The sequence below is a fragment of the Calothrix sp. CCY 0018 genome (assembly GCF_963920925.1).
GTDB lineage: Bacteria > Cyanobacteriota > Cyanobacteriia > Cyanobacteriales > Nostocaceae > Rivularia.
The window spans coordinates 1-19,747 of sequence record NZ_CAWUDI010000016.1 but is presented as its reverse complement, the minus strand read 5'-3'; the positions used below and the strand labels follow the sequence as shown (position 1 = coordinate 19,747).

Below are 19,747 nucleotides of genomic sequence, written 5' to 3'. Positions count from 1 at the left end.
CTCCCCATATTTTGATGAGTATTCAGAATCAGCGAAAAACTACAAACCCGCGTTAGTACGAACACTTCCTGTTGTGGGTGAATTATAAATTTCCCAATCTCGGACACCTTGATTGCTTAAAATCGATTGAGCCGCATTAATTTCTGTTGAGGTTCCTTCAACCAGCACTACGTAATATCCTTCGGAAAGTCTGTCGTTATAATAGTTTGCCCGTTCTTCAGGTACTCCCCAACCAATTAAAGCACCAAGTAAACCACCGCTAGCCGCACCAATACCACCACCGATCAAAGTATTTGCAAGTATTACACCTATTTCCGCAACGGGGCCAACACCAGGAATTGCTAAGACACCCAAACTAGGAATCAAACCAATTATTCCGCCGGTAACTCCTCCAGCTGTTGCTCCAGCTTTAGCTCCCCCGGCTGCTTGTTCGCCTTTTGATTTTTCGTAATCCGTACCGCTTACCTGGCTGTCACCTTCAGCGTTTTTGACAACTACAGAAATTTTGTCCATATTGAAGCCAGAATCTCTCAATTCGTGGAGCGCTCTCTCTGCTTCTGGACGAGAAGCAAAAGTACCAACTGCACGTTGCATACCACCTGTATACATAATTATCTCCTTTTAAATTAGAAATTAATTTTTTGTCTGAATCAACCTTGATTCAGACTTGGATTTTTTTCAATTAACCTTTTGGTAGACTTTTTGAATAAATTTTTCGTACCATTTCCCTGTCTACAGATAGATAGTAAGAATTATTCTGACTGGTTTCTAGAAGCTGGATAATCCTCAAAAAGTAGTTCTACGAATGAGTTCCCAACTTCTAAGCTGGGAACAAGACGATGAGAGCGAACGAAGAAACTATCTCCGTGCAGTAGCTATTGCTGGTTCGTAATCAATAGCTTCGCTGCGCTTGCGAGCTACATAACCCAAAAGGACACCATAGATAACTTTAGAAGTAATATCGGCAACTGTGTAAATAATCTGCCTAGTAACAACACCCCAACCATCAAACCAAAACGCCGGAATAACGTAAGCTATCGGATAAAGCGACCAAGTTATAAACAAATACGTGCGAATAAACCGCATCATTCCTGGAAGATTGTCGGGGCTTTTTGGTAGATTGTCAGCTTCTTTAGAAATTAATCTCCAAACTACAAACAAAACATAGATATAAAATACGGTACTAATCGCACCCCAAATCCAGAAGGGAATTGGATCTGTTACTTCATAAAATTGTCCGATATATCCCGTCCAAATCATCAAAAGTCCGCCAATCGCGAATTTTGTTGCGTAAGATATACCGCTTTTGCGCGTTAAGCCCAATACAACTACCAGTTGTATCAGCAGCACTGGTACGTCAATAGACCAGTTTATATAGCGGAAACCGTTGGAGAAAGCATCATTAACAGGTCGCCACAAGCCATCGGTAAAGGTAAATGCCTCTTGCCAATCTTGTGCCAGTCGCCAAAGTTCCAGAAAAGCTGATACCATAACAACCGCAGATAATGCAGAAGAAAGTCGATAGCGAGGAGCAATATTGCCCATCGTTGTTAGAAAATAAACTAACCCTGCTGCTTGTGCTGCATACCCCAGCGTTAAAAAGCCCTGAACAATCGAGTGTTGCATGGGCGTGTAGGTTAATAAGTTTTCAAAATTTAAGCCTGTAGATATATTGTCAATATTAAGCGCTCCCACATCTGGAGTTTGAGACATAGCTGGGGATAAATTGCCCAGTATTGCGACAAATAATGTAACTAAGAAAAATGGAATGAGATTTTTGATCAACCGCACGAATAAATTATCCTCCTAATGATTAATACTTGAGTATAAGGGGCAATTTGTGGTTACTGAAATTAAATTCAGTTTGGAAAAAAATCCAAAAAGGAGATAAATAATGATTGTTAAGTTTGCTTCAGAAGTAAGTTCTAACAGTTGAAAATAAATAGAGAGACATTTTCATAAAAAACTAATTCGAACTTAGTTTTTCAGAACCAGCTTTGAGTTTAACTTTATCTCCTTTTTGGCGCATAATCACCACAATTAACAGCCTCTTCACTTAAAACCACCGCAGGTTGTACGGCACAAGGAAGCTGTTGATTATTGTCAAAAAACTGACATTTACGACAAGGAATGGAAGAAAAATGTTTGAGATCAATAAGTTTGGTATATAAATTTTTCTGATGCTTAATTTGTTTAAAAAAGATAAACGCCAAAGTTACGACGAAAGCCACGGGAATAAAGGCTAATCCAACTTGGATAGTTGTGACTTCACTCGAAGGAGGAATACTAGGCGATATTTCGCGGGAGCTTGGTTGAGCTATGATTTCTGTTTCAGGTGCCATTGTGATTTGAATCGATAGAAAACGGTGAATGTAGTTTATGAAATGTTAATTCATTTATCTCTCGATAAATTTAATGTTTTAATGATTTTTGGAGGATGGACATCATACTAGCTGTTTAATTCAATAAATATCTAAATGCTTCTCAAAAAATCTTTATTAAAACCGAATTTTTTATTCTAAAGTTCGCATAGTTAAAAATAAAACTACAATCTATTTACAGCAAATTACAACAAAATATCATGTAGATATAAGTTAGTTAATGAAAAACTTTACTTAATTAAAGTAATATCTCTAAAAGTAGGAATGATACACCTATCTGTGGTTAGGGATTAAAAGTTGATGCGATATATGTCTTCAGATAGTTATTTTATCGTATGTATGTAGATATGCAACTTTCTTGAAGTAAATAGCTGTAGTAATCTTATGTAAATTAGATGAGTTATAAGATTTTATAATGATAAGAAATCCGGTTTTTGCAAAATACCGGGTTTCTTAAATTATTTATTCTGTCGTATTAAGCAGATGTTCTCAAAACGCCAGTTAGTTGAAGTAAGAGTTCTCCAAGTAAAAAAAGGCCCAATTGTCATTGCGAATTGAGCGTTCACCGCTAGGTGCGGCTCAGCGAAATGAAGCAACCGCAAGATATTGGGATTGCTACCCTTCGGGAACACCTTCGGTGAACGCTTCCCTCGCAATGACGGATTTTGGATCATTTATTTTGTGGAGTTCTCTAAGTAAACTACGGCGAATCCGACAAAGAAAACTCCCGCTAAAACAGTTACCTAAAAGGTAAATTTAGATGGTTGCAGTTCTTTTGGTAACATTATCTGATTGAGGTACAGCGTTAATCCTATAACTATGGGGATATGTACCTTATCCTTTAAACAAAACTTGCTCAAATTCCCTAAACTCTAAACAATTTTCTTCACAATCAACCTCTTTACCATCCACCACAACTTGCTGTAATTCAAACCCGTGGAGGTGAAGCTGTATTTTTTCATATGCAAAAGGATAATTCCCTTGTTGCTGACGTGTTAATTTCAAGTTTTTTTCATCCCACTGGAGATAGAATTTGTCTAAACGCCAGTCTCCGTAACCATCCCCCGCATCGCTATAAATTTCACTTTCGCTAGTTGTTTCTTGTGGTGGATAAAGATGGAGAATTAACTTATTTTCGGCTTCTAGAGGCAAAATACTACCCGCTTTTACCAACAAAGGTATTGTTTCTAAAGGTGCATCAATTTTAACTTCTTGTCCTCCTGCTAATGAGGTATCATTCCAAAAGTCATACCATCTTCCTTTGGGTAGAATTACAGTGCGATCGCGTTTTCCTTCTCGAACAATTGGACATACTAGCAGTGCTTCACCCAATAAAAAAGCATCTTCTATATTCCAAAGCCTGCTATCTTCCGAATCTGTCCAAAATAAAGGACGAATTGGAGGATGTCCGGTTTGAGTAGCCTGCCAAGCTAAGGTGTAAAAATACGGTATTAGTTGATAGCGCAGTCTCAGGTATTTACTAACAATATTTAGGGTTGCTTCGCCAAATCCCCAAGGAGTACGCGGCTTGACATTATTAGCAGAATGAGTACGGAAAAACGGTACAAAACAAGCCATTTGGAACCAGCGCAGGTAAAGTTCCGCACTGGGATTACCCTTGAATCCACCGATATCGGGTCCGCTGTAAGGTATTCCCGACAGTCCCAAATTAAGTAAAGTAGGAATGGTTTGTTGCAATCCAGCCCAAGAGGTTTCCACATCTCCCGTCCACGTCCAGGCATAACGTTGCAATCCCGCCCATCCCGATCGCGAAACAATAAATGGACGTTTTTCAGGTTGATATTCGCATAGTGCTTCATAACCTGCTTGTGCTTGAAGTAACCCGTAAACGTTATGAGCTTCTCGGTGGTCGCCACCTCTACCTTCCATTGAATGTTGTGTGGAATAAGCAGGTAAAGTAGAGTCACCCCAAAGGGTAAATACTCCCGGTTCGTTCATATCGTGCCAGAAACCGGCAATACCTAAATCGAGCAGATATTCATACTGACGACTCCACCAATGGCGGGCTTGAGGATCTGTAAAATCGGGAAAAGCACACATCCCTCCCCATACTGGTGCTAAAATTGGTTGACCGTTAGGTTGCTTGCAAAATACACCTTGGGCGCGTCCTTCTTCAAATAATTTGTTGTTGTTTTCGCTTTTCACTCCTGGATTAATAATCGTAATTAATCGAATATCTTTTGCCGCCATTTCTTGGGTAAATTCACGCAATTTTGGGAAACGGTCGGGGTCAATAGTAAAGGCACGAAAATCATCCATGCAGTCAATATCAAGATGCATGGCACTTACAGGCAAATTATGCTGCTCAAACCCTTTTGCTACTTGTCGTAATACTTCTTCTTTCTCATACCCCCAGCGAGACTGGTGATAACCAAAAGCCCATCGTGGTGGTAGGGGGGGACATCCGGTTAATTGGGTGTAGCGTTGCATCATTTGAGGAAGCGAACCCGTTGTAAAGTAATATCGCAGTGCGCCGTCTTCAAAGTCTGCAACGGCAAAATCTTTGAAACTAAAATTAGCCCGAAAAGTGTTTTCGTAAAAAATCAGATAGCTACCCTCTTCGTGCAGCCCTAAGTATAGAGGAATACAAAGATACAGCGGATCGGTACCGGAAGTGTATATACCACCTGCATCAAAGTTCCACATTCGATAGGTTCTGGGTTTGTCAGTTGTATGTGGTAAGGTGCGAAGATTTAAGGGAGCGGCTCTTTCTCCTAAACCGTAAATGCATTCCTCGGCACGCAGTTTTGCTTGATGTACCCAACCATGATTTGTCAGGTTAGCTTTAACTTTGCGTTGGGGTGGTAATTCTTCCCGTAGCGTTAGCCCCTTCGCATCTTGAAATTTAAGGCTACCATCTGAAGCAATAATTATTTGTAAAGCATTAGTAGAAATCAACCAATTGTCATCTGTTGATTGAAAATCAACTTCAACTTTTTGCCAATTACGATTGGAGATTGCATAATCAACCGGAAGTAACCCTGGTTTCCAATTAATTCTAACTAAATCGTCACTTAAAAAACAAATTTCTAATTCAACTTCTTCTGGGAAATAAAATCGTCCCCCATTTGCTGTTTGTTCGGCACGAATAATATTAGCTGGCGGTTTGGTAGCTTTTAAAAATTTGACATTATCAAATTGACGTTCTAACTTATCCCTTTTGATAGGATAAAACAGCGAACCAAGAAACCGTTTTAATTTAATTAAACGTAGGTTTAGAGATGCTTGTTTAAGGATATTCATAAGCTTTACTAATACTAATTACCACATTTCCCAATCTAAACTTGAAACCCTCGAAGGATAAACAGTATCGGCAATCAACACGGGCTTTTCTTTGTACTTTAATTCCATTTCTTTCTTTAACCCTGCATCCCAAGTTAACTTATAATCTCTTTCAAACTCCGCCATTCTAAATGGGCGCATAATTCCCGTTACAGCTACTGTTTGATTGTCGTTTACAGCCATTGCTGGAGTAGGATTAAAAACTAATAAATCTTCTTCACCAAGTAAATCGTCTTCATCCAAGGTGAACATCTTAGAATTTTTAATATTTTCTATTTCTCCTGTCAATGCTAATCTTCTGTTGTAATATTTACTTGGGTTTGCAGCAATATCATTTACTTCTGGTGCTAAAGCGATATGTTGAGCAACAATAGTAGTTGCTTCTTTGTAGTCTTCGTAAACTTTATCTTGCAATCTTAAAGAAAATTCTTTTTCTAGTTTAGGTATATCTAACTTACGAACCGTACCCGTTACTTGAACTTCTGTGTCTTTATTCGTTGGAAGGTCAAATACTTTACCCGATGCATTCACAATAATAACTGGTTTGCTTTTAATAAAAAACTTTCTCTTTCTGACAGCAAAGGAAGTAGGGCCAAGTTTTTCAATAGATTTGCTTCTAATGGTGACAAATTTGCCAACCAAATCATCTTTTTCTCTGGAAATTTCAGATATTGACATCATTCCTGGAGTTGCAGCAGGTTCCCGCGTGAAAATAAAATAAAGCCCAAATAAAAATCCAAAAAAAGCAATAGTGAAAATTATTTTTGGACTCCAATTGAACCGATTTTGCGTTTGATTAGCCATTATTCTCTCTTATAATAGTTGGTAGATAAATTAAACAGTTAAAAGGCTGAGATTACTTCGATCTCAGCCTTTGTTTAAAAAACAAATTAATATTAGTCGGAAATTGCAGAAGGATATACACTATCAGCTACAAATACAGGTTTAGTTTTGTACTCAGCTTCTATTTTCTGTTTAAGCTGTAAATCCCAACCCAAATCGTAATCACGTTCAAATTCTGCTAGCACAAAGGGACGAAGTACTCCAGTAATCGCAACGACTTCATCATCTTTGACAGCTACTTTTGGTTTAGGATTAAGAACTAATAAATCTGTAGCCCCAAATAACTTTTCTTCATCTAGCGTGAAGGTGTTGGCATCTTGAATATCTTCCACTTCACCCGTTACTGCAAGTCGCTTGTTGTAGAATTGTGCAGGATTCTGAGTAATTTCACCTGGATCGGGTGCTAATGCCATAGACTGACCAATAATTGCAGGTTTGTTTTCATAATCTACATAATACTGTCTGTCTAATGTCAAATTATATTCGCGTTCTACATCTGCAATTACGAAATTACGAACTACACCCGTGACCTGGATTTCTGTATCGTCATCTTCTGGCAAAACAAAAGGTTCCCCGGAAGCGTTAATAACCAAAATAGGTTCACTACCAAAGAATTTTTCATCCTCAACCGTAAAGGAAGTGGGACCAACTTTACTTTTAGGTTCGCTTCTTACGGTTACAGTTTTACCATCTAATGCGGCGGTATTATCAGCAACTTCTTCTGTAGTAACGTTTCCTGCACCAGGAACATTTGCTTGATCGTTACTGCAAGCGGGAAGTACCAAAGCCATTATACTTAAAGCTATTGCACCCTGAAATCTAAAAAATTTATTCATAAATCCACCCTTCTTTTTACTGAAATAAAAGTTATCTTTTTCGTTACGAACTCGATCCATTTTTGTCCTCACTTTAAAAATTGACTGCACCCTTCTTGATAACTAGTTCAGAAAAACTTGTCCATCTTCCTGAATTCTTAAAACACCTTGGTTATCATCAAATTTGGTTTCTTCATCCAAAGTAACTGTTAACATACCGTCTTCTTCGGTAGACATCGGCATTACTCGTAACAGTCCTTTATCTTCTCTTACCATAGTAATGGTTACAGGTATAGGAATATCTTGCAAAGTGACTTCTTCTCCACCTTCTAAATATCGAACTTGAGTATGCGTAACAGCTTGATAGGAAATGCGAGCATTAGTATCGTTTTTCAACATCACGCTGACTTTACCCATCATTGGCTTGATAGTCGCAATAGCGTTAGCGCGGTTCTCCGGAAGCGGAGGCTGTACTGGCTTTACGCTTGTAACTGGAGCTACTACATTAATAGATTGGTCAACAGCTTGTCCGGTTTTATTCCAACGTTCAGTAGCAGCATTAGGAGGACAACCTGCTGCTACTAATATCTTATTATTGTAAGGTTCTTCGTAGTAAATTTTAGGACAAGGATTGCGTTTGGGATTTGGACGTTTAGGAACTGCAAATGCAGCTAAGGGAAGGAACGGAATTAAAACTGCAAAGCCGCTCAAAAGTCTTTTTAAGGTTGTAATATTTTTTATTTGCTTTAACATAGACACCTCTTTAATTCTCAAATAAATTAATTAATATGGCAGACGCACTCATATTTTGGTTATTTTTTAGTTAGGATTTATTTATCAATAGACAAAAGAATATTTAATAAAATCAAGAAAATTCTTAACTTAATTTAGCCATTTATTAATATATACCAATATAAACTTTTACTTTAATAAAATCTTCTAGCTGAGGCATTACTTATTATTATTATTAGAATCTATCTTTAGAAAGAATACTAAATATCTAGAGAGATAGGTTAATAAATTTTATTAGTTTTTTTAATCGCTTTTTTTGATAAATTATCTGTCATCCAAAATAAAACTAGATAAAAAAGAATATAAGTAAAATTTTTAATTAGAAAGCTAAAAGTAAAGCACTATAAATCATTGCACCTAATCCAAAAGCCCAAAAACGGCTTTCTCGTTTTTCGGGAAGTTCTTCTTTTAATACGTTAAGAACTATTCCACCTGCTAAAAAAGCAAAAATAACAGCGATAGCTGTTTCTCCGACTTGAGTACCGCTACCTATTACCCATCCGACAATAACTGCTGCTGCTAGTATCCAGCGTCCGATATAGTCATAAATATGCTTATGATTTTCTCTTAAACCAAAGTCGTTGACAATAAAATGCAGTGCCATTGCTAAACTATATAGCAATAAATTTTCCACGTCTGGCTCTTCTCGATGCATCAGCAAGTAGCCAATCAAAGCATTGTAAACTGCAAAAGATGCAATGTGTACCCAAAATACTCCTTGGGCTGTAATGTCTCCTTTTCCCGCCTTCTCCTGACTTTCGCGAGATTCACTAGCCATTTTTTCTAAACCGTAAAATATGGTTAATCCTAATAATGCTAATAGGTAGACATGATGTTCTAAATAAGAAATTAATCCTTCTTGCGCTTCTTCTAAAACCGCTTGATGTTCGCTCAATTCTGGTAAGATATGTACAAAAACATAAGCAACCGAGACTCCACCCGCACCGCTTAACCAGCGACTGCGAGGAACGTTAATAAAACGCAGTTTACCACTAAATAAATGGGTTAGCGCTAACGCCACGGCAATAGCTGCGGTTGAAATAAAATTGAAGGATGTAGATGAGAATGATGCAAACATCAATGAATTATCAAGTTTGATAAAGATTATATAAGTTTCAATTAATCGGCGATTTATCTGATTTTAGTTTAAATTTATTGTAATTTTGATATTTGAGAACGTATCGCTATATACATATAGTTTTATAAGTACGAATCCTGCTAAAGATGAGCGAAGTTGATAAGGGTATTTTAGTAATAAAAGTAGATAGAAGTCTAATTGTATATTACAAGCGAAACCTGTGTAGAGACGGCTTATACACTGCAATGTCTCAAAATAGAAATTAATATTTGGATTCAGCAACGCCAAAATATTTTATCTTGCTTTATTTTTCGTAAGGATAAACGGTTTGTAGTCTCTATTGAATTCAACCAAAAACCCCTATATTTTAAGTTTTAATCTTTTGGTAAAAGGTAGTTTTTTTTACTATCTATTTTTTAATTTAATTTATTAACTTTCAGTATAATTTATAACCAAAAAATAATTATTTTCAGATCGGATTGATAACCGCGATACTGAGTCAGAATAATTGCCTAGATAAATTAAAACTTTTTAAAGTCTTCATTTATAATTTTGAATTACTTTATATAAAAAAAATATCAAAAATCCCTTAATTAGCTAGTCTTGACGGTAAAGAAAGGATATGCAAAGATTCTTTAAATAATAAAACACTTACAACAAATACGGGTATATAAAGAAACCATTAAACTTAGGTTCGCGTCTCAAGAGACTATCAACTATGTAATCGCCCATGAGTCGAAAAACTATTATTGGCATTGCTTTTACCACTATTGTGTTAGCTAGCGGCATGACCACAAAGCCCGTACCCGGTCATACGTCTACGAGCGAGCCGACTGTAAAGGAGCCGTTGTTAATTCCGTCACGTCCAGTTAAGCTATCTAGTACTGTAAAAACTACCGATCTAGAGAAGTCCATATTTGACAAAATAAATCAATATCGAGCTAACAAAAAATTGCCAAAGTTGAAGCTAGATAGCAAAATTTCCCAGCAAGCGAGGATTCACAGCCAGAATATGGCTAAACACCAAGTGCCGTTTAGTCATAATGGGTTTGCGAAAAGAGTTGATGGTACTTTTATTCGCTATAACAGTGCATCTGAAAACGTTGCTTTCAACTTTGGCTATGAAGATCCGGTTGCCGAAGCTGTAAAAGGTTGGATTGAAAGTCCCGGACATTTGAAGAATATTAAGGGAAAGTATAATTTAACTGGGGTTGGTGTTGCCGTAAATAGCGAGGACGAATATTTTCTGACACAAATTTTTATTCTTGATTGATCGGTTTGATTTATTATTTTTTTTAGCAATAAAGTAGTGTTTGACGGAATTTTCGCATACCACAAACACTACATTGATTTTTAAGGATTCATGGAATTACAAGATTTTCAGGTTTGCGATCGCGATTTTGATGATTCGACTCTCTCGGAATATCTCAACTGTGAAGCGATTGCTGTAGATACCGAAACTATGGGATTATTACCTTTACGCGACCGTTTATGCTTGGTGCAGATAGCGGATGATAAAGGTAAGGTGACGGTTGTACGGATTCATAGGGGACAAACTGAAGCCCCCAATATGAAAAAACTTTTTGAAGCAGATAATGTTGTCAAAATATTTCACTTTGCTCGTTTTGACTTAGCAACGTTACGTCATTATCTGGGAATCATGGTAAATCCGGTTTTCTGTACCAAGATTGCCAGTAAATTAGTTCGTACCTACACTCCCAGGCATGGGCTTAAAGAGTTGGTGATGCAGTTGGAAGAAGTAGAGCTTGATAAAAGCGCTCAATCTTCCGACTGGGGTAACGCTGAAAATTTATCCGACGCTCAACTAAGTTATGCTGCTAACGATGTGCGTTATTTGGTAAATATTCGGCGAAAATTGATAGAGATGCTCGAACGTGAGGAGAGATTGGAATTAGCCCAAGATTGTTTTAAATGCTTACCGACAATAGTGCAGTTGGATTTGTTGCAGTTTCAAGGTTTGTTTGAGCATTAAGGTTTGTAGTAAGGACTTAAGTCCTTACTACGAACTATTAAATCGAAAATCCAAGCGGAGACTTACTTGTCCATATTTGCTGCTTGGTCTTTCATTCTATCGACGACGTTGTAGTCATCTTTACCAGCAGGAGTTCTTGATTCTACAATACCTTCAGTAGGACCGCCGATTGCTTTCCATGCAGCAAGTCCACCTTTTAGCTCGGATACATTTTCAAAACCTTTACTTCTCAAGGCTTGTGCAGCTTGGGTTGTATCATTATCGCTAGCGCCGTAAACGTAGATATCGCGGCTTTTAGCTAAACTTTCCGCTGCTGCATCACCTAAACCATCCATCGACATTGATACAGCGCCCATGATGTGACCATCATTGTAGGTTGGGCGATCGCGCACGTCGAGAATGGTAAATGCAGGCTCACCCCACTCCAAACGAGACTTTAGGGTGTGAGCGTCGGACTTCTTCTCAGTTACAGGAGGTTGATCTGGAATGATATTTTCAAGTGGATTAGCCATGTGTTCTTCTCTCTTTTAAATTTACGGAGGGCAGTAAAAGCGTTAAAGGTAAATAACAGATAAACGGCAAGACGAGGACGATGTAACTGCTTGCGAAACTATTGAATCGTTAAGAAGATAGCTCACTTCACAACTAAAAATATTTACGTGTATTATTTAAGCGTGATTTGCTATAAATTTACCCGTATCAACAGTAGCTCTGATACCGCTAGCCCTTGACACTTTTACAAGTATTTTATTCACTGATTAAAATTTAGCGCTTAATACTATAAATATTGCTCCTTCTATAGAAGTAATATTTAATTATTTCCTAAAATATTTCTCTGACGATAGGATGAGAAAGAAAATATTTATTAAGACTCTTTGATTTATCGACGATATTGGTCATAATAATTATGAAATTATTTCTAAAAATTAGAAACCCGGTTTTTCAGAAAAACCGGGATTTTAGAATTGGTTCAAAAATCCAATGCGGGTTTTAACTTAATTAAGCTAGAACAAAATCTACATCACTAGTACCAGCAGTTGTAGACTGCCCGGATTGCAACTTATCACCATTTACTTCAACAGCAAAAGGTGTTGGATCTAAACTAAGATTGTAATCAGTTTTGTCATTCGTATATCCAACACTCGCAACCATCTTACGGCCACCGTCGGTATACTTGAAGGCCATCATCTGATTTTTCTGTTGCTTGTTGTCGTAAGCCCAAATCACCATATACTGTTCGCCTTGATATTCAAAAATCTTCGGCGGGCGATTGGGAACGTAACGCCCAGCGTCACCAAAGCTTGAATCTAAAAAGCCTTGAACAGAACTTTCCTCAACAGAAGCAAAAGCAACCTCATCTTCTGCGGGAGCTTCAGCATCAGGTTCGCTTTCTGGTGGTGCTTCTTCTTTTCCACGATTCTTGAAGTAGTCTACAGCTTTCTTGGTTCCAATTGCACCAGCCGCAGCAACACCCGCACCGATCAACAAATTACGAAGAGTATTCTTAGCCATGATTTATTTCAAAGAATAAACATCGAGGTATCATCCTATCACTAAGAGAGACTTATTCGAGATTGTTCATTTTTTTTATATAATTTGAGAATAATACGGGTAAAACTTTGATTAAGGTAAGATTATTTTTACCAATTACCAAGTAAAACACTTACACAAATTAAACCATTTCAGATTTCTCGTTTACCTATCATCTTTTACACTTAATCATGAACATCTATCAACATAAATTAATTATTTCCTTGGCAGGCGTTGTTATCTTGGTTACAACAGGCTGTAATACAACCGAAACAAATACTGACGGAGGAACAACCGAGACTCAGAGCAAAATTGCAGTTGCCAATCTTCAGCCAACAGAAGGAAACAAAGTTAGCGGTAAAGTTACTTTTACACCAGAAGAATCTGGAGTAGAAGTAGTTGCCGATATTACAGGTTTAACACCGGGTAAACACGGGTTTCACGTCCACGAGAAAGGAGATTGCAGCGCCCCCGATGCCTCATCAGCAGGCGGTCATTACGCACCTAACGGTAGTCCCCACGGTGCCCCCGAAGCACCCGCGAACCAGCGCCACGTCGGCGACTTCGGCAACATCACCGCCGATGCTTCCGGCAATGCAAAATACAGCCGTGTTGACAATGTAGCCACTCTTGATGGCGCTAATTCCGTTGTAGGTAAAGCCGTTATCGTTCATGCAGGAGAAGACGATTTGAAATCCCAACCCAGTGGGGATGCTGGTAATCGCGTTGCTTGCGGCGTGATTGAGATGTCGTAGAAAATGAAGCTATACAGATAACTGATGTAGAGACGTTGCATTGCAACGTCTCCCAGCATTTATGGTTGTATCGATAATCCCGTGAAATAATTTGAAACAAAATATTCCAGACAATCCGCATATAAAAAATTTTGGATTTTATCGATAATTTGCTCAAACGAAATATTCCAGACAACCCACATCTAAGAGAGACGTAGCACTGCTACGTCTCTACATTTATTAGGGGTTCCTTTTGTAAAACAAATGTACTATTATATTTTGTAAGATTAAATTGTGAATGGCTAGCGGACATAATTGCACTCTGCGTGTTTAGTCTATCGCCATTTATGGGAAATCTAGTAGCAGTAGTTAAAATATTTACGTATAAATGTCATGGCAGAGAATCAACAGCCAGGAAAATATGATGCTGTCTTGGGGGGACAATCTCCACCTCCGATTCATGGCGCGGTGTTGGGTGGAATTGAGGGGGTAAAGCGGAGATTGTCGAATCCGGTAGTTGACGTGAAGTTGGCAGCGCTTACCGATGCTCTTAACTATCAAGAAGCTGGTTTGGAGTTGGTAATTCAAGCATTGCGGTGGAAACCGAAAAAAATACAGCGTCATGCTTATAAGTTATTGCGACGAAGAGAAGAAACGCAAGTTAAACAAGCTTTAGAACACTATCAGCCTTGGGATTTATTCGAGCGATTGCAGGGGTATCTTGGTTATAAAGGGCAGCACGCGGGAAGATTTGCGAATCGTTTGTCTGTAGATTACAATCCCGAAGTTGGAATTGAAGACCCTGCGAATACAGCTTATGCTTTACGATGGGATTACGATGGCGATCGCCCTTCCATAGCAGAACAAATTACAAGCATTTCGCAAGATTCCCAAGCCGGTAAATTAGAAGCTTTGATTATTGGTTTATGGAGTGATGATACGGGAATTGATACTAACACAATTGTCAATGGGCTTGTTGATGCGAAAGATAAATTAACCAACTTAAAAGCCATCTTTATCGGTGACATTCATTACCACGAAAGCGAAATATCTTGGATTGCACAAAGTGATATAAGTCCGATTTTAAGAGCTTATCCTCAATTAGAAGTATTGCAAATACGTGGTGGAGAGCGGTTACAATTTAATGCACCAGTGCGACACAATAATTTACAGGCATTAATTATAGAAACTGGGGGATTGAGTAGAGATACAGTTGCTCAAATTTGTAACATGAATCTTCCAGCATTAGAGCATTTAGAATTATGGTTTGATGCCGATGAATACGGTGGAAATTGTTCGATAATAAATTTAAAGCCGATTTTAGTAGATTTAGTATTTCCTGATTTGAATTATTTGGGATTGCGTAACAGTCAATTTACGGATGATATTGCGGAAGCTGTAGTTAATTCGGATTTGATTGAAACTATTAGCGTACTCGATTTATCGTTGGGGAATTTGAGCGATAAAGGTGCGGAACTTTTACTTAATTGTTTAGCGGTAAATGAGCTTGATATTCTTAATGTTTCTGAAGCTCGTTTATCAGATGAAATGATTGGTAAATTGTCTAAACTTGATTGTCAATTGTTAGCAGAAAACCAGGATACAGATGATTATTACGATGATGAACGTCGTTATTGTGCTGTGACTGAATGAAAAACGTTTTGGGATGTTGGTTTATAAGCCCAAACCACCTTGGGTTGCAAACCCAAGGCTAATAGCGAAAGTCCTATAAATAGGACTGAAAAATTAAAATATAGCAGTCCATTTTAATGGACTTCTGCTATTAGCTTGCGGTTTGAAACCGCAAGTGGGTGTGAATCCAGACGCAGAATTTTTGTTAAATAAAATATCAAAAATGAATAACAATCAAAATCAACCAAGAAGGTTCGATGTAGTTTTAGGTGGTAAAAATCCGGCTCCGGTAACGGGTGCTGTGTTGGGGGGAATTGAAGGGGTAAAGCGACGGTTTACATACCCTGAATCTTTGTGGAAATGGTTTTGGTAAAAAGATGATTGAGCAACTATCACAATTAAATTGTCAAGTTATTGCACATCCTGGTTATAGATATTATTCAGTTTGGGAATAAATCATAACAGCCGGGGAATAGAATTCCCCGTCTAATAGCAAAAGTCCATTTTAATGGACTGATTAATTTTAATTTAATAGTCCTATTTATAGGACTTCTGCTATTAGCTTGCGGTTTGCAACCGTAAGCGGGTGTGAATCCAAACGCAAAATATAAGTTTTAAAAACATCAGTTAATAAAAACAGATTTCCGGGAATCCTAATATAATCACACAAACAAAATCATCATGTCAAAACAACCAAGAGAATTCGACGCAGTTTTAGATGGAAACAACCCGGCTCCGATAACTGGTGCTGTGTTGGGAGGAATTGAAGGAGTTAAGCGACGGTTGGAAAGTGAAATTGTAGATGTACGAGTTAAAGCGCTTTCCGATGGTTTGATTTATGGGGAAGCGGGTTTAGATTTAGTTATTGAAGCGTTGGAAGATGATTCATTACAGGTAAAAAGTTTTGCTACGAAGTTGTTGAAGGAATTGGGAGGTGAAAAGGGAAAACAAGCGCTGTTGGAATTCGATCCTTATTTGTATTTTACGAAGTTGGAAGATTGGGAGGTTGAAGAGTTTAATCCTGAAGTTGGAATTATAAATCCAGAGAATAAAGCTTATGTTGTGAATTTGGAGAAACTACAGCTTTTAATACAAGATGATAGAGTCAATGAAGTTGAAGCTTTAATTTGTCATTTACAAGACTATGATGTTTATTACGAAGTCAGTCAAGAGTATGATGATTTAGCTGAACTACTTTATAATCATCGTGAAGATTTAGAAAATTTAAAAGCTTTATTTGTAGGTGATGAAGAAATAGATAAATTTAGAAAATCTTATCTCGGTATTGGTGATATAAGTTTTTTGTTAACAAGCTTTCCAAGTTTAGAAGTTTTGTTGGTTAATTGCAGATTATCAAGAAGAGATTGTTTATCCAGGAATGAATATAAGTGCATCGCGTTACTCAGCACTTCACGAATAAACCATCAAAAAACCCATGAAAAACCTCACCATCATAGCCAACCCGGAAAAGCGTCGCGTCGGATTGCTCCAACAAGCACTCGCAAACCTCAACCTACCACCCGCAACCGTCATCTCCTACGCAGAATTAATTACAGGTAAACAAAACCTTGCGCTGCGGTTTCTGCAATTTGTTTACCACCGTCACCCATAATCAAGATTTTGTAACTCAATACGTCAAAACTCTGCAAAAACAAGCGAAGCACGTAAAAGCAGCTTTGGGTAAAAGTTCATTTGCACGGTTGGCTATTGGTGGAGGTACGCCGACTCAGTTACCAATTCATCATTTGGAAACTGTTTTGAATGTTGCAGAAGATACGATGGGCGCGGATTTACAGCAGATTCCTATATCCGTGGAAATGTCACCGGAAACCGCGACGAAAGATAAATTGGAACTGTTGCGATCGCGAGGTGTTACCCGTGCCAGTATCGGGGTGCAAAGCTTCGTTGAATCCGAGGTTGCAGCAGTTAACCGTCGTCAAACCACCGCCGAAGTAGAAGCCGCACTAACAAGAATGCGAGCCGCCGGTTTTCCCACCATCAACATAGACTTAATATACGGATTACCCGGACAAACAGTAGAAACCTGGTTGCGATCGATACGCGCTGCCTTGCGGTTTCAACCAGAAGAAATATTTCTGTATCCCCTGTACGTGCGTCCACTTACCGGCTTGGGAACATCCGATAAAGAATGGGACGACATCCGCTTGAATTGTTACCGTCAAGGAAGGGATTTTCTCATGTCACAAGGATACACCCAAACCTCCATGCGAATGTTCCAAAAAGTTTCTCCCCCCTCTCCCCCCTCTCCCCTCTCTACCCCCTCCCCAATCTACTGCTGCCAAGCCGATGGAATGGTTGGTTTGGGTTGTGGAGCGCGTTCCTACACCGATGAATTGCATTATTCCAACGAATACGCGGTAGGAGGAAAGGGAATCCGCGAGATTTTGCAAGGGTATATAAAAACACCGGAAGAATCATTTGATTTTGTCAATTACGGCTTTGAATTAGATAGCGAAGAGAAGCGCAGAAGGTACATTTTATTGTCGTTACTTTCTCATGAAGGATTGAATTTTAGTAATTATCAAACGCGATTTCATACAAAAGTATTTGGTGATTTCCCGGAGTTGTCGGAGTTATTTGATTTGGATTTAGCGATTGAGGATAAAGGAATATTGCGATTGACTCAAAATGGTGTGGAATATTCCGATGCAATTGGGGAATGGTTGTTTTCTGGGAAAGTAAGGGATTTGATGCAGAGATATGAGTTGAAATAAAACCTAACCCCCCAGCCCCCTTCCCTGCTAGGGAATGGGGAGAAAACAACTCAAATCAACCCCTAGTTCCCTTCTTGGCAAGGGAATGGGGAGAAGAATTCTTGGGGAACCTAACCCCCCAGCCCCCTTCCCTGCTAGGGAATGGGGAGAAGAATTCTTGTCCTCTCTCCTCGTAGGAGAGAGTTAGAGAGAGGTTTTTAAGTCGTTATAGCAATTCGTCAGTTAGATACTCTTGATATTTCTTATAACTGGGTAAATTATGAAATGAGACAGAAAATGAATCAATTAGATATCAACTTTATTTGTGAAAGCGATAAACCAGCAGATTACAGATTTTGGCCTGCTAATGAATAACAGTTATTTATCATATATAACGATTTCAAACCTTAAATAAAAAACTAAAAAATGCACTTAACAATCCTCTATCGCGGTTCCCTAATCAGCTGTAACTACGGTTGCGAATATTGTCCTTTCGCGAAACGTTACTCTTCAGCAGCAGAATTAAATTTAGACAAACAACAATTACAACGCTTTGTTAATTGGATTTCCCAATATCACCAGCATCAATTTTCGATTTTATTTACTCCTTGGGGTGAAGCTCTCATCCACAAGCACTATCAACAAGCTTTAGTTAAGTTAACCCAAATGTCTCACGTTAAGAAAGCCGCAATTCAAACCAATCTTTCCTGTAATTTGGATTGGGTGGAAGATTGCAACAAGGAAAGTTTAGCGTTATGGGCAACTTTTCATCCCGAATGGGTATCTCGTCAAAGTTATCTTTCCCAATGTCTCGAATTGGATAACCGTGGAGTTCGTTTTAGTGCGGGTGTTGTCGGTTTTCCGCAGTACAAAAACGAAATTGCTGCTTTACGTCAGGAATTACCCTCACACGTTTATCTGTGGATAAATGCCGTAAAAAAAGAACTTTCTAAATTATTACCAGAAGATAGAAACTTTTTCTCCTCCATCGATCCACTTTATCACCTCAACACCCATCATTATCCCAGCTTCGGGCGTTCCTGTCGCGCCGGTAAATCGATGATTTCCGTTGACGGTGAAGGTACGATGCGAAGATGTCATTTTCTCAAACAGCTTATTGGTAATATTTATGACCAAAATTGGCAAGAAGTTTTACAAGAGCGCGACTGTAGCAACGAAACCTGTCACTGTCATATCGGTTACGTGCATCTCGATTATTTGGAATTAGATCGAGTCTTTGGCTCCGGGATATTGGAGAGGATTCCGAACCTCACCCCGTCCTAAAGGACACCCCTCTCCTTGTCAAGGGAGAGGGGAAAGAGAATAAGACTTAAAGCCTTTCTCCTTAATAAGGAGAGAGGTACTCTACGAGAAAACGCTCCGCGTTCATGGAGAGAGGTCAAAACTATTGTTATAACTGTAAATATCTACCCAGAGGATAAAATGATGGCTGAGTATAGAAGAGTAGAGTACCGCATTGGTAAAGACGGTAAAATTACTGAAAATGTCATCGGCGCTTCTGGTGCTGGTTGTACCGAAACCACTTCCGGAATTGAAGACGCTTTAGGAGAAGTGGAAACTCAAGAATTGCTTCCCGAATATTACGAAGGTGAAGAAAATATTACTTCTACTGAAAATCAATCTTTGAAAAACAAGAATGGTTGAGGTTAAAGCTAGAAATCCATTATTAATTGTTCATTGTTAATTGATAATTGTCTACCCCCTCTCCCCCTCTCCCCACTCTTCCCCCTCTAATCCACCATGACAATCATCTACACATTACTAATATTCATCTTCATCCTAATTACAGCCGTTGCAATTCTCCGGTTTCTACTTGCACGTATTTACGCTACAGGAAATCGCAATGACGAATTACTGTATCCGCTCAGTAAATCGGGGTAAGACGAAAAATAAGAATTAACAAAGGTACAA

At 38.5% G+C, this 19,747-nt stretch carries 19 protein-coding genes; 9 read left to right on the top strand and 10 right to left on the bottom strand.

The window, feature by feature from the left end:
- Positions 1-39 precede the first annotated feature (39 nt).
- From ACM03V_RS13490 to ACM03V_RS13455, 8 genes are all read right to left on the bottom strand, one after another.
- Positions 40-609: a general stress protein gene (locus ACM03V_RS13490; protein ID WP_414621301.1), complete on the bottom strand. Its 570-nt coding sequence runs from the start codon at positions 607-609 to the stop codon at positions 40-42.
- A 249-nt stretch (positions 610-858) separates the two neighbouring features.
- Complete coding sequence (locus ACM03V_RS13485) at positions 859-1,713, bottom strand: bacteriorhodopsin (protein WP_414621300.1); 855 nt, start codon at positions 1,711-1,713, stop codon at positions 859-861.
- A 296-nt stretch (positions 1,714-2,009) separates the two neighbouring features.
- The gene (locus tag ACM03V_RS13480) at positions 2,010-2,342 is read right to left on the bottom strand and encodes a hypothetical protein (protein ID WP_414621299.1); all 333 of its coding nucleotides are present in this window, start codon (positions 2,340-2,342) and stop codon (positions 2,010-2,012) included.
- A gap of 873 nt (positions 2,343-3,215) precedes the next feature.
- Entirely contained in the window at positions 3,216-5,645 is a 2,430-nt protein-coding gene (locus ACM03V_RS13475; protein WP_414621298.1) for a TIM-barrel domain-containing protein, read from the bottom strand.
- Positions 5,646-5,663: 18 nt separating this feature from the next.
- The gene (locus ACM03V_RS13470; protein ID WP_414621297.1) at positions 5,664-6,488 is read right to left on the bottom strand and encodes a hypothetical protein; all 825 of its coding nucleotides are present in this window, start codon (positions 6,486-6,488) and stop codon (positions 5,664-5,666) included.
- Positions 6,489-6,580: 92 nt separating this feature from the next.
- Entirely contained in the window at positions 6,581-7,423 is an 843-nt protein-coding gene (locus ACM03V_RS13465; RefSeq protein ID WP_414621296.1) for a hypothetical protein, read from the bottom strand.
- Between the two features lie 42 nt (positions 7,424-7,465).
- Positions 7,466-8,095 carry a hypothetical protein gene (locus ACM03V_RS13460; protein ID WP_414621295.1) on the bottom strand — a complete coding sequence of 210 codons (630 nt, stop codon included), beginning with the start codon at positions 8,093-8,095 and terminating at the stop codon, positions 7,466-7,468.
- A gap of 358 nt (positions 8,096-8,453) precedes the next feature.
- The gene (locus ACM03V_RS13455) at positions 8,454-9,212 is read right to left on the bottom strand and encodes a hypothetical protein (RefSeq protein ID WP_414621294.1); all 759 of its coding nucleotides are present in this window, start codon (positions 9,210-9,212) and stop codon (positions 8,454-8,456) included.
- 730 nt (positions 9,213-9,942) lie between these two features.
- Between ACM03V_RS13455 and ACM03V_RS13450 the strand changes: the two genes are divergently transcribed.
- Both ACM03V_RS13450 and ACM03V_RS13445 read left to right on the top strand, forming a co-directional pair.
- Positions 9,943-10,485: a CAP domain-containing protein gene (locus ACM03V_RS13450; protein ID WP_414621293.1), complete on the top strand. Its 543-nt coding sequence runs from the start codon at positions 9,943-9,945 to the stop codon at positions 10,483-10,485.
- Between the two features lie 90 nt (positions 10,486-10,575).
- Positions 10,576-11,205 (top strand): ribonuclease H-like domain-containing protein, encoded by a 630-nt coding sequence (locus ACM03V_RS13445; RefSeq protein ID WP_414621292.1) that lies wholly within the window; start codon positions 10,576-10,578, stop codon positions 11,203-11,205.
- Between the two features lie 62 nt (positions 11,206-11,267).
- On the opposite strand, the gene ACM03V_RS13440 is transcribed toward ACM03V_RS13445, so the two are convergent.
- On the bottom strand, positions 11,268-11,717 hold the full coding sequence (locus ACM03V_RS13440; protein ID WP_414621291.1) for a rhodanese-like domain-containing protein: 450 nt from the start codon (positions 11,715-11,717) through the stop codon (positions 11,268-11,270).
- Between the two features lie 487 nt (positions 11,718-12,204).
- Positions 12,205-12,717, bottom strand: coding sequence for a hypothetical protein (locus ACM03V_RS13435; RefSeq protein ID WP_414621290.1), 513 nt, complete (start codon positions 12,715-12,717; stop codon positions 12,205-12,207).
- Between the two features lie 209 nt (positions 12,718-12,926).
- On the opposite strand from ACM03V_RS13435, the gene ACM03V_RS13430 reads away from it, so the two are divergent.
- The 7 genes from ACM03V_RS13430 to ACM03V_RS13400 all read left to right on the top strand — a co-directional run bounded on the left by ACM03V_RS13430 (position 12,927) and on the right by ACM03V_RS13400 (position 19,480).
- Complete coding sequence (locus tag ACM03V_RS13430; protein ID WP_414621289.1) at positions 12,927-13,490, top strand: superoxide dismutase family protein; 564 nt, start codon at positions 12,927-12,929, stop codon at positions 13,488-13,490.
- 372 nt (positions 13,491-13,862) lie between these two features.
- Positions 13,863-15,122, top strand: coding sequence for an STM4015 family protein (locus ACM03V_RS13425; protein ID WP_414621288.1), 1,260 nt, complete (start codon positions 13,863-13,865; stop codon positions 15,120-15,122).
- A gap of 202 nt (positions 15,123-15,324) precedes the next feature.
- Positions 15,325-15,474 carry a hypothetical protein gene (locus ACM03V_RS13420; protein WP_414621287.1) on the top strand — a complete coding sequence of 50 codons (150 nt, stop codon included), beginning with the start codon at positions 15,325-15,327 and terminating at the stop codon, positions 15,472-15,474.
- A gap of 308 nt (positions 15,475-15,782) precedes the next feature.
- Entirely contained in the window at positions 15,783-16,661 is an 879-nt protein-coding gene (locus ACM03V_RS13415) for a hypothetical protein (RefSeq protein WP_414621286.1), read from the top strand.
- A 29-nt stretch (positions 16,662-16,690) separates the two neighbouring features.
- Positions 16,691-17,836: an STM4012 family radical SAM protein gene (locus ACM03V_RS13410; RefSeq protein WP_414621285.1), complete on the top strand. Its 1,146-nt coding sequence runs from the start codon at positions 16,691-16,693 to the stop codon at positions 17,834-17,836.
- A 405-nt stretch (positions 17,837-18,241) separates the two neighbouring features.
- Positions 18,242-19,099, top strand: a complete 858-nt coding sequence (locus ACM03V_RS13405) for an STM4011 family radical SAM protein (RefSeq protein ID WP_414621284.1) — start codon at positions 18,242-18,244, stop codon at positions 19,097-19,099.
- 159 nt (positions 19,100-19,258) lie between these two features.
- On the top strand, positions 19,259-19,480 hold the full coding sequence (locus ACM03V_RS13400) for a DUF2997 domain-containing protein (RefSeq protein WP_414621283.1): 222 nt from the start codon (positions 19,259-19,261) through the stop codon (positions 19,478-19,480).
- Positions 19,481-19,747: the final 267 nt, after the last annotated feature.